This window comes from Flavobacterium sp. GNP008, from assembly GCF_056428965.1.
The window spans coordinates 1-271 of sequence record NZ_JBWJVL010000024.1 but is presented as its reverse complement, the minus strand read 5'-3'; the positions used below and the strand labels follow the sequence as shown (position 1 = coordinate 271).

Below are 271 nucleotides of genomic sequence, written 5' to 3'. Positions count from 1 at the left end.
CGCATGGCGCAGTGTGCCGCAGCAGGCATTGCGCCGGAGAGGGTCATTCTTGATCCGGGTTTTGGCTTCGCCAAGACTCTGCAACACAATTTAAGCCTGTTCAAACACATGGAAGCCCTGCATGCCCTTGGTCGACCGTTGCTGGTCGGCGTTTCCCGCAAAAGCATGATAGGGCTGGCCTTGAATCGCCCGGTAGGTGAGCGTTTGTATGGCGGCCTTGCGTTGGCCGCGCTTGCCGTAGGCAAGGGTGCGCGCATTCTGCGTGTGCACG

1 protein-coding gene is annotated in these 271 nt (G+C 59.8%); it reads left to right on the top strand.

From position 1 onward, the window contains the following. Positions 1–3: 3 nt before the first annotated feature. Positions 4–271, top strand: a 268-nt coding sequence (locus tag AC0608_RS13730; RefSeq protein ID WP_478289463.1) for a dihydropteroate synthase, incomplete at its 3' end; no start/stop codon positions are given.